The 11,214-nt window shown below is 53.1% G+C and carries 9 protein-coding genes and 1 pseudogene; 4 read left to right on the top strand and 6 right to left on the bottom strand.

The window, feature by feature from the left end:
* Window position 1: 1 nt before the first annotated feature.
* Window positions 2–793 carry an IclR family transcriptional regulator gene (locus tag D9K61_RS01480; RefSeq protein WP_120631501.1) on the bottom strand — a complete coding sequence of 264 codons (792 nt, stop codon included), beginning with the start codon at window positions 791–793 and terminating at the stop codon, window positions 2–4.
* A gap of 80 nt (window positions 794–873) precedes the next feature.
* On the opposite strand from D9K61_RS01480, the gene D9K61_RS01475 reads away from it, so the two are divergent.
* From D9K61_RS01475 to D9K61_RS01460, 4 genes and pseudogenes are all read left to right on the top strand, one after another.
* A complete protein-coding gene (locus tag D9K61_RS01475; RefSeq protein WP_120631500.1) occupies window positions 874–1,479 on the top strand; it encodes a hypothetical protein in 606 nt (201 codons plus the stop codon).
* A gap of 10 nt (window positions 1,480–1,489) precedes the next feature.
* A complete protein-coding gene (locus tag D9K61_RS01470; protein WP_120631499.1) occupies window positions 1,490–2,158 on the top strand; it encodes a hypothetical protein in 669 nt (222 codons plus the stop codon).
* Window positions 2,159–2,220: 62 nt separating this feature from the next.
* Window positions 2,221–3,831 (top strand): sulfatase-like hydrolase/transferase, encoded by a 1,611-nt coding sequence (locus D9K61_RS01465; RefSeq protein WP_256386738.1) that lies wholly within the window; start codon window positions 2,221–2,223, stop codon window positions 3,829–3,831.
* A gap of 191 nt (window positions 3,832–4,022) precedes the next feature.
* Window positions 4,023–4,604 (top strand): annotated as a pseudogene (locus D9K61_RS01460) (IS6 family transposase); the annotation flags it as partial.
* Window positions 4,605–5,353: 749 nt separating this feature from the next.
* Here the strand turns inward: D9K61_RS01460 and D9K61_RS01450 are convergent.
* The 5 genes from D9K61_RS01450 to D9K61_RS01430 all read right to left on the bottom strand — a co-directional run bounded on the left by D9K61_RS01450 (window position 5,354) and on the right by D9K61_RS01430 (window position 11,214).
* Window positions 5,354–6,634, bottom strand: coding sequence for an MFS transporter (locus D9K61_RS01450; RefSeq protein WP_254055645.1), 1,281 nt, complete (start codon window positions 6,632–6,634; stop codon window positions 5,354–5,356).
* 337 nt (window positions 6,635–6,971) lie between these two features.
* On the bottom strand, window positions 6,972–8,639 hold the full coding sequence (locus D9K61_RS01445; RefSeq protein ID WP_120631497.1) for a BCCT family transporter: 1,668 nt from the start codon (window positions 8,637–8,639) through the stop codon (window positions 6,972–6,974).
* 100 nt (window positions 8,640–8,739) lie between these two features.
* Complete coding sequence (locus D9K61_RS01440; protein WP_120631496.1) at window positions 8,740–9,051, bottom strand: non-heme iron oxygenase ferredoxin subunit; 312 nt, start codon at window positions 9,049–9,051, stop codon at window positions 8,740–8,742.
* Window positions 9,052–9,067: 16 nt separating this feature from the next.
* Window positions 9,068–10,369 carry a Xaa-Pro peptidase family protein gene (locus tag D9K61_RS01435; protein ID WP_162946694.1) on the bottom strand — a complete coding sequence of 434 codons (1,302 nt, stop codon included), beginning with the start codon at window positions 10,367–10,369 and terminating at the stop codon, window positions 9,068–9,070.
* Complete coding sequence (locus D9K61_RS01430) at window positions 10,366–11,214, bottom strand: 3-methyl-2-oxobutanoate hydroxymethyltransferase (RefSeq protein WP_120631494.1); 849 nt, start codon at window positions 11,212–11,214, stop codon at window positions 10,366–10,368. The genes D9K61_RS01435 and D9K61_RS01430 overlap by 4 nt, the downstream gene beginning before the upstream one ends.

Genomic DNA, 11,214 nt, shown 5'->3' with positions numbered 1-11,214 from the left:
GTCAGGCTGGCCCCGCATATCCCAATTCGCGAGAGATCTGCAAAGCGACCGCTTTGGTTTCGGGCACATAGAAACTATCGATCCGGTCAAAATCAAATCCACTGTCAGGACCAGAGATGTTCACACAAGCGACAACCTGTCCTGTGCTATCAAGAACTGGAACGGCAACACTCGACCCGCCGGGATCACGAAAACCCCGCGAGAACACATAACCCTGATCGCGGGTCTCTTGCACCCGCTGGTGCAGTTCAGCGTAGTTGGTTGGCGTTTTGTCAGTAAATGGCGTCATTTCCACATTGTCACAAAGAACTTTCAATTCGGTGTCGGACATGGAACCCAAAAGGCACCAGCCAATTGCAGATGCATAAGCCTGAGTCCGTGTGCCGGTGACCATGCTGGAAACAAACCCCGTACGTCCTTGATGGCTGCCAAGGTAAAGAACGTCGAAGCCCTCAAGAACACTCAGATGCGCGCTGACGCCCGTTTTGTCCCGAAGTGCGGACAGGTACGAACGCGAAATACTCGTGATCGGTTGTTGATTGAGATAAGCAAAACCAAGGTTCAGCACCCGCGCGCCAAGAGTGTAAGTATTTTTCTGATCTCCGTCCTTCAGAAAACCCATTTGGTTGAGCGTATAGATCAGACGAAACGTCGAGGAGCGGCTGAGATCCATGGCGCGCCCAATATCGCTAATCGACATCGGTTGATCCGCGGCCCCAAGGATTTCGAGCACACGAAGACCACGATGAAGCCCCGGAACGAAGTACACTTTGTGATTGGAAGATTCCGTCATCTGCCGCTTGATGTCCTATCATATCTGCAACCTCGCGTGTTTTATCTGCAAAACATGCGCTTTACAATGGAGGTTTTCCGATGACAAAAGACACCGGACGCAATGTGCTATTGCCCACCAACGAAGACACCTGTGGCCCCTATTTCCCGATCTATTTTCAGGATGAAAGCCTTGAGGATTTGACGCGGGTAGGTCCCGGTATTGTGGCCGACGTGGCTGGAAAACCCATCATCTTGCGCGGCAATGTCATCGATCGACATGGTAATTTGGCAAACGGGGCTATTTTGGAGTTCTGGCAAGCCAATGCCAAAGGTATCTATCGAACGCCATCTACAGCTTGTGATCCAGATATAGATCCCTGGTTCCATGGCTACGGCCGCCTGCGTTCTGACACCGGTGAATATTCACTCCGCACCATATTGCCCGGCGGGTCGGATGGTCGGGCACCCAATATTACAATCACGATCTTTTCTGATGGGATTAGCCGCATCGTGACGCAAATGTTCTTCCCCGACGAAGCGACGAATAAAACCGATCCGCTATTGTCCGTATTAGATGCCGACGATCAGAAACGATTGATTGCAAAACATGATGGCCGCACCGCCGATGGTGCCGAAGTTTTCCGTTTCGACATCGTCATGGCTGGTGAGGGTGAAACGCCATTTTTCGACGATTTTGAAAGCTGAGGTGCGAGACATGACTGAATTTGGCAGACAACTTGACATTGGACCAACGGACAACACCTCGGATCAGCGAACACCGCGCAAACGGCTGCATTTGATACCGGAACAAGCACGCAGCAGCTTTGTGCCTGTTGCACCTGCGCGCTTCACTACCAGAGCAAATGAATGGGATATGACACGGATCTCAGCGGATCGTCCGCGCGCAACGGGTGTCCCTATCGAAGTCACCGGTGTCGTTCAAAATGAAAACGGAACACCTGTTCGCAAAGGGTTGATCGAAGTCTGGAGCGCAAATCACTTTGGCCGCTATCGTCATGCGGAAGATCAGTCAGGGCTAGAGCTTGACGAGAACTTTTTTGGCATGGGCCGTGTGCTGACCGACAACGAAGGCAGATATCGGTTCTGGACAATCAGCCCCGGTGCCTATCTCGCGCGACCAGACATTGGACGCTGGCGGCCAAAACACATTCACCTGTCCGTGACAGGAGGGTCATCGCGGCTTATCACACAGATGTATTTCCCGGATGAGCCTAACAATGTGTCCGACCCGATGGCCATTCTGATGGGCGATGCGTTTGAACGCAACATTGGCAAACCCTATGACGTGTCCACCCGGGACATTGATCAGGGGTTCAACTTTGACATCACCGTTGGTGGAAAAAATGCAACTTTTTTTGAATGATTGAGCGCTCTACGCCTTTGGCAAGCGCTGCCATACTCAAATAACCGAGAAAGCGATACATCTTGCCTAAGAAAGTCCTGTTCATAATGTGTGACCAGCTTCGGTTTGATTATCTTGGCTGCACGGGGCATCCATCTATTCGCACGCCGAACATTGATGCCCTTGCGTCACGGGGTGTGCGCTTTGACAGAACCTATGTACAGTCTCCGATTTGCGGACCGTCTCGGATGAGTTTCTATACCGGACGGTATGCGCGCAGCCATGGCGCTCTTTGGAACGAGCACCCCCTTCGTGTGGGCGAGATGACAATCGGCGATCACTTACGCCCTCTCGGTACGCGGACTGTTCTATGTGGCAAGACGCATATGACCGCTGACAAAGAAGGTATGGAACGGCTTGGAATCGATGCGTCCTCCGGCATCGGAGCGCTTGTCGCAGAATGTGGTTTTGAAATCTGGGATCGGCTTGATGGTGTCGTTCCGGACGGGGCAAAAAAGCAACCTAGCCACTATAACAAGCATCTGAACGCATTGGGATTTAATGGGCCAAACCCCTGGCACCAATGGGCGAACTCTGCACGGGGGGACGATGGCGAAATTTTATCCGGCTGGCTCCTTAGTCATGCATCAAAACCTGCGGCTATTGACGAAAAGGAGTCAGAGACTCCCTACACCACAACCCGCGCAATAGAATTCATGGAACAGGCCAAAGACGAAAGCTGGTGTTTACACCTGAGCTATATCAAGCCGCATTGGCCTTACATTGTGCCGGCTCCTTACCACGACATGTATGGCCCAGACGACATCTTGCCCGTAAAGCGAAGCGAGGCGGAAAGGGTTAACCCGCATCCATTGATGGCTGGGTATTACAACCATCGCTATAGCAAGGCGTTCAGTCGCGACGATGTGCGGGAAACTGTGATCCCTGCGTACATGGGCCTGATCTCGCAAATTGACGATCAAATCGGCAGAATTGTTCAGTATCTCGAGGACAGCGGACAAACTGACGAAACACTGATTGTCTTTACGTCGGACCACGGCGACTATCTTGGCGATCATTGGCTGGGGGAGAAAGAACTATTTCACGATCAATCATCCCGCATCCCACTGATTATCGTCGATCCGTCAAACGCCGCAAACAGCACTCGCGGCAGTGTCAGTTACGATTTAACCGAAGCAATCGATCTGGCGCCCACTTTTATCGATTTCTTGGGCGGCAAGGTTCCAGATCACATTTTGGAAGGGCATTCACTGATGCCTGCCATTCACGGTGGCACTATTACTCCACGCGAATACGTGATTTCCGAATATGACTATTCAGCACGACCCCATTTACGTCATCTGAGTCCGGACACTAAAAGCTGCGGATTAACGATGGTGTTTGATGGTCGTTGGAAAATGATCTGGGTCGAGGGGCATCGTCCGATGCTCTATGATCTTGAAACCGATCCCGATGAATACCAAGATCTAGGTGCATCAACCGAACATCACGATCAGATCAAAAGACTTAGTAAGGTGTTATTTGCGTGGGCCCGCAAACAGCATTCGCGCGTCACAATATCAGACAAAAAGATCGACACAGCGCTTTGCAAAGACGACGCCGCCTACGGCGTCTATCTCGGATTTTGGAACGAAGACGAGTTAAGAGCTTGGAAACACGAACAGAAAGACTGACAGAAATCCTGAACTCTCTTCGATGATGTTGTCACTGTACCCTAATTAATCAGAATTTGCGGATTCACGGCGTTCTGGGGCATTTTTGTACCCTTAATTGCAATATATCCACAGGTTCCGTGGCTTATGACTTGACCCGGCATTGCCAACTTGTTTGCGCGTACTGAACTGGTTAAGCCTCACGCATGTAGATGCCGTCCAAGATGCCTCGCCTGAAGGGCTTTCGTTTTCCGCGGGAGATCATCGCCTATGCCGTCTGGGTCTACCATCGCTTTGCGCTCAGCACCGCTTATGTTGAAGATCTTCTCGCGGAACGCGGCGTGGCGGTCAGCCGGGAGACGATCCGGCAATGGGTCAATCGCTTTGGTCGCCATTTCGCCAATTGCATCAGACGAGACCGGCCAACCGCGGCCGACAAATGGCATTTGGACGAAGTGGTCATCCCGATCAATGGTCGGAAATGCTGGCTCTGGCGGGCCGTGGATGCGAACGGAGATACTCTTGATATCCTCGTCCAACCACGGCGAAGTGCTAAGGCAGCCCGGCGCTTTCTGAAGCGGTTGATTTCACAATTCGGCGAACCCCGTGTTGTGATCACGGATAAGTTGCGAAGCTATTTCAAGCCGATCCGCGATCTTGCGCCGGGTGCGGATCACAGAGCACACAAAGGGCTGAACAATCGGATCGAAGGATCACACAGATCCACTCGAAAACGTGAGAAGCTGATGGGCCGTTTCAAATCGCCAAGACAGGCCCAAAGATTTCTTGCCGCTCCTATCTCTGCAAACTGAAGTGGCGTATAGAATGCGGCTGAGACCTCGGTATTCCAACAGTAGAGTTGCGCTGCGCGCTGCCGGTCACCGCCAGTGACACGCAAATAGGTAGCAAAACGGGGCGATGACAGGACATCTTCAAGGTCTGTGATCAGTTGGTTAGGAAAGGCTTGCGGCATCGTGCGATCATCCAGTTGAACGCTTTGACTACCTCACAAACCTTGACATCATGGGCTTCTCAGCGTATTTATCTCCTCGAACGGCTTTGAGGTTCGCGGGTGGCGACACCTTCCCTCATTGTCACCAGAAAGACGAGCCTGATGTGAAAACATCAGGCTTTTTCTTTATTTAATCGCTTCTTGGGTGTCGTTACACAGAATGCTGCCCTTCGAGATGTAGCCCGCCAATTTACAGAATGCGGACAACCTGACCTATGCAAATGCGGTGATTGCTGACGCAGCATTTCCTCGCTCTTGCAGCAAGTTCCTTGCCGCGATGCAGTGAACGTCACCGAAGCAGCCATTGAAATCCGAGATCAGATGCCAAATCCAAACTACACGTTCGCTGAGACATGGCTCAACATTGCAGAACCGGGCGCTGGAGCGTGTCGGCGAGGTTGAGCGCGTCGGTCACCGGTCGCTGGAAAAGCAGCGCGAGGTGGCGCAGGAACGCGGCGACACACTGTCCGCTGAGGAACTGGACCGCGACCCAGAGCTGATGGGGCGAATGATCACTGAGTGGTTGCCGGATTATGACTCCTCGTCGATTTCAGGATCGAGCTTGGCGCGCTCCTCAAACGCTACCCACGATTCAGCCTGCAGAACTCCTGGATGCGCAACACCAATTATGCCGACGGCCTGTAGTGCGCCGGTATCTTCAGGGGCCGCCACTTTCAAACGGCGTATGATGGCCAGAGCTACAACGACTGCACTAACGCCGATCAGCAGAATCTGTAACCCACGACCATCCGCCATCGAGATCGTGTTCGGACCAATCAACGTGCCTCCAAACAGGCCGATATTCAGCAGGAAGACCATAGTACCGCTGGCAGGAACGATCTGCCCGGCCGTCAGTTGGTCATTGGCGTGGGCCACAAGAATGGAATAGACAGGAAGAGTTGCAGCGGCGATGACGGAAAAGCCGATCATTGTTCGAGACGGTGAAACATCCGCCGCCATCCAAAGACCGGCAAAAACCGTCACCGATGCGAGGCCAATCACCACATACCTTCGGTCTGTGTGATCTGAAATCCAGCCAATCGGATATTGGACCAGTGCTCCTACAGTCAGCGCCACAACCAGCGCACCTGACGCTTGCGCCGGGGTAAACCCTTGCCGCAGGGCATAAAGCGGTAGTGATATGTACCACGCCGCCACTGCAATGCTCATCAGGACGATGCCTGAGACCGCCATCGGCGATATCTTGTAGAGTTTGGTTGCAGGCATCCGTTCTGGAGCCGAGTATTCAGGCGCCCTGTTGCCGGATAATAGAAGTGGCACAATCGAAAGCGAGATAAGGATCGATACGATCCCAAATAGAAGGTTCCCGCTTGGGTCTGGAAGCCCAACCAGTGCCGTGCCTGCAGCCGGACCGATCAGCTGGATTACGAAGTAGATCGACAGGACCTGCGCCCGGATATGGTTCTTGGACTTGGCGTTCAGCCAGCTTTCCGTAATGACATACAATCCCGGATAGCAGAAACCAGCCAGGAATCTCATCCCGCTCCAACTGATCGGATCACCGGTGAGAAGATGGATGATTGCGGAAATCGACACCAGAGATGCCAGCGCCGAAAACACCCGTATATGACCGACGCGTTCGACGAGGCGAGGTGCTATCAACGTCCCGGCCAGCGCTCCGAATGGATAGCAGGCTTGCATTATCGAGATTGTCAAATCGCTGAACCCCAACCCGTTGCCACGAATGGTCAGCAACGTTGCGAGGAGCCCATTGGCCACCATCAACATGAGCATGCCCAAAAACAGGGCCCAGTTTTCAACCAACGCCTTTTTCATGAGTGGATCGTGCATTGGCAACGTATTGCTGTCCTGCCAATTCGCGACGCGATGATCAGATCACGACTTCATTCGCATAATAGACATATCGCGGTTTGATGCCGCTTCAGTGATGCATCTTAAGACTGCCGAACATTCTGCTAGATTGCCTGTAATCTCGGTATCAACATGAACACTGCCCTCTAAATCATGAAGCGACACTGCGAAATCAGCCAAAAACGCTATTCTTCATTCTTTGGCATCAGATCTCAAATTACCCAAAGTTGTGTTCGGGCGCTGACCACCATTCGATGATGTCTTGCGAGCCGAAAGATGGGCCGCCAGTGTTGGCAGCCCAAAATCAATTGACGTGTTATTCTGCGGCCACTTCATTCACAGTGCTTTGTATGCCTGCTGCCTCACGCTTGCCGTCTTTGTAGATAGCCTTCAGGACTGAGAAGCCCATCAGCACCATGACAAGGCTGAATGGCAGGGCACCGATCACCATTGCAGTCTGGATGGCCGATAAGCCACCCGCGATGATCAGGCCTCCAACGACAAGTGCGATTGCACCCCCCCAGAACAGGATATGTGGGCGAGCCTTCGGACCTTCGTCCCCAGCAGCGTTAATGGTGTTGATGATCAGAACACCAGAGTCAGCTGTCGTTACGAGGTAAGTCAGCAGCAGAACCATGACGATAACAGACATGACCCAAGCTAGACCATCGTCGAGCATCACGTTTAACATCGCAAACAGTTGGTCTGCCTGGCCCGCGTCCAAAATTGCTCGGTTTGCATCGCCGTTCAGTTCCAGATCAATAGCTGTACCACCAACGATCGAGAACCAGACAAAACACATCAGGCCTGGTATAAACATCGCACCGATCACGTATTCGCGGACAGTTCGACCACGGGACACACGCGCCAGGAACAAGCCTACGAACGGCGCAAATGCGATCCACCAGGCCCAGTAGAAGATGTTCCAGCCACCCTGCCAAGTGGCAAGCTGATCCGGTACGGAACCTTCAACGCCATCGCTGGACCAGACGTTGAACAGGATCCATGGCAGGTTGGTGACATAGTCAAAAATGCCAACAAATAGCGCCTGCAGACCAAAGAAGGTGGAGCCGAAGATCAGGAAGAAAGCCAGCAGGAAGAAGCTGAGGCCCATATTCAGGTTTGACAGCCACTTAATCCCTTTTCCAACACCGGACAACGCGGACAAAGTCGACGCGCCCATGATCACAAACAGTGAGACTATGATTGCCGCCGTGGACACAGAACGAGTTCCTTCTGCGTCTACGGTATACAACCAGTCACCAAAGCCAATCCGGTGCAAACCAGAAACGAACTGATCGACGCCGAAGCCCAGCGTCTGGGCCAGACCAAGAATGGTTGCAACAACCGCGACAATGTCAATGACGTGGCCCAACGTGCCAGAGAGTGCTTTGCCGAACAATGGTGTCAGACCAGAGCGAACCGTGAGTGGCAGGCCACGACGATAAGAAAAATAAGCCAGAGACAAGCCTACAACCGCGTATGACGCCCAAGCTGCGACGCCCCAATGGGTGAAGGACCAGATGTATGCGTCCCGGACGTTGCCTAAAGTTTCGCCTTCAGTCAGGCCCATGATGGTCGATGGGTTGGATTTAAAGTGATAGATGGGTTCGGCGGTTGCGAATGTCAGCATACCAATCCCGATCCCGGCACCGAACATCATTGAGAACCACGAGAAGTTTGAAAATTCCGGTTCGTCGTCTTCAAGGCCAAGCTTGAGTCGGCCTGATGCTGGCCAAAGCGCCAGCGCAAAACACGTCAGCACATAAAATGCCATTGCGTAAACGTACCAGTAATTGAATGTGGCTAGGATAAACGAGTTTATCCCGCCCAAAAATGCAGCAGCACTTCCTGGAAATGCGACGGCCCATACGATGATAATACCCACGATAATCTTCGCGGTAATAGTAACGTTTTTTGTAAACCCCTTATAAAAGCCGCTTTCCGCGACGGATATAGGTAAGTCCATTAGGGGTGGTTTCATTTTTGTTCTCCCGTTGAAATATTATTGTTCTGGTTGCGCTGAAGTTTTAGTTGGCTTGCCGCTTTCTGGCTCTATTCGTTTGGCAGAGGTGAGCTTTACTTCACTGCACCTGGACGAAAACGCGCCCGTCTCTGACATCAACGGGATAGGTTTTTAGGTCTTCATAGACCGGTGCAGAAAGTGCCTTGCCACTGCAAATATCGAACCGCCCGCCATGCAGAGGGCATTCAATCACGCAATCAATAACCAGCCCGTCTTCAAGGCTCTGTTCCTCGTGCGTGCACATAAGGTCAGTGGCAAAGAAACCTTTCTCGGTATTGTAGATCGCGATCTTTCGGCCTTCGTGCTCCCACGCGATCAAGTCTTCCTCGTCGACTTCATCTGTGGCACAGGCGTCTATCCATTGGTTCATGTAATTGGCTCCGGGGTCAGTATTCTTTGCTCAGTAGGTCTTCTTCGAAGGGATACCGTGACAGGGTTATTGGCCCGTCGTCCGTAACCAGCACCTGGTCTTCCAGCTTGATACCTTCGACGCCACCAACTTCGCCCACATAGCTTTCGACGCAGATCACCATGCCGGTTTCCAGCTCTCCTTCATAGAATTCGGGGTTGTCAGGCGAATGCAGGATGACGGGCCATTCGTCGGCCATGCCGATCCCATGTGCCATGCAGGGATAGGGCTGGTTGCCAAAACCCGCTGGAACGATGTGGCGGTTGTTGGCGATCTCAGTGAAAGATGCGCCCGATTTCATCAGCGGTGTGTTTCCCATCACCTCAGTATGAGCCATGGTATAGAGCTTGCGCTGATAATCCGTAGGCTTACCTGGCCCGCAGCGATAGGCGCGGCTGATATCGGCCCCATAGCTAAACGGTCCGATCATACCACAGTCGAACACAACTAGATCGCCAGCGCGGATCATTCGACTGGAAGCCTCTTGCTGCCAGGGGTTTGTCCGTTCTCCACTCGCCAAAAGACGATAGTCCAACCATTCTCCGCCACCCTCAATCAGCGCGGACCACATCATGGCCCAGAGTTCCTGTTCCATAATGCCATTGCGCAGGGCATCGCGCATCCGGGTCATGCCATCCTCGGCCACGGCGATGGTCATGTTCATCGCCAGAATTTCTTCGGGGCTCTTGATCTTGCGGGCCATCGCCAGCACCGGGGCCACATCGGCCAGTTCATGCCCTTTTGCGATAAGTGCCTGTTCCGCGTGAAAGCCCGCTCGTTCGATGGCGATGCGTTTTTTGCCCTGACCGCAATGCTGTTGGATCAGATCATCCATCTGATCGGCCCAGTTTGTCGTCCATTTCAAATGGTCAGGACCGGCGAACATATAGGAAAGCGGCAGGATATCGTCGCGGATTTCATCAATGGTTTCCAGCGTGGCACCGGTATTCCGGCCCGGTTCACTGTCAAAATAGACCACCGGCCCAGCGGCAGGGATAAACAGATACCCGGCCTGAATGTGCATCTGAAACAGAGTGCAGTTACGAACGCCAGTTGCATAGCGAATGGACAGAGGCTCCACCAGAATGATCGCATCAAAGTCCTGAGCGCGAACCTGTTCGCGCAGCCGGTTTTGCCGATATCGCCGCATTCGGGGCACATCAATCATGCCTTCGGTGTCGATTGCCTGCATCGGAGGGGTTATCCAGGCCGCTTGTTCAAGCGACAGGGGCTGTGGCTTGGCCGCGAAGGTTTGGCTATAGTCGGTGGCGTCGTTCATTGGTGCGTGGGTGTCCATTTATCCAAGGCTTCCAGGAATTTTTCCTTTTCGCCGGTGTGCATTGCGATATTTGTCGATGCATAGGGGAAGCTGCTTGCCGTGACCTCGCGATGGAATTCACCTAGTGCTGCAACACGTTCGTCGTGAATCTGCCTGTGCAGACGTCCGATTTTGCCGAAAGCGTAGGCGTGTTTCGGCGGCTTCTCTTCTTCGCTGGCCTCACCGCAGATATCTGCAAGGAAAGAGAAAATTGCGTCTCCGCCTGGTCCCGATCCCAGCGAGAAAGTCACGACACTGGTCTTGTCGTTCACCGCCTCCAGAACCTCTTCGGCAAGGCACTCGACCTCGACCGCAAAGACCCCGACATCTTCCATGCGCTTGAGAGTGTTCCAGACCTCCAGCGCCTCGTCAGCCTTGCGGCCAAACGCACGCAACCCACCATAATGATGACTGAAAGTGGGGATCAGACCGATATGGCTTTGCACCGGAATCCCTTCCGAAGCCATGCGTTCCATCAGGTCGAATGATCGCAGCGTATAGTACATATCCGCACCACGTCGCATCGCCTCGAATGCATGGGCGACGATTTCATCATCCGATCCGAACTGAGCCCAGCTCGACCCCGCGCCGGTAAAATGGGCGGGCGCCAGTTCGCGCACGTCCTCCATCTGATCTGTGCCCACCACAAAGAGGTCAATCCCTGCCTCGACACAGGCCACGATCTGATCACGGTCTGCCGGGTTCGCCATGGAGAGCTTTTTGCCCGAACCTTTCAGCGCCTTCAGGTCCGAGACCGTATAGTTGCGCATCGCCGGGTTGCGACTAAAGTCGTATATCCGTTTCAT

The sequence above is a fragment of the Ruegeria sp. EL01 genome (assembly GCF_900313035.1).
Classification (GTDB): domain Bacteria; phylum Pseudomonadota; class Alphaproteobacteria; order Rhodobacterales; family Rhodobacteraceae; genus Ruegeria.
This window is presented reverse-complemented; position numbering and strand designations above follow the sequence as displayed.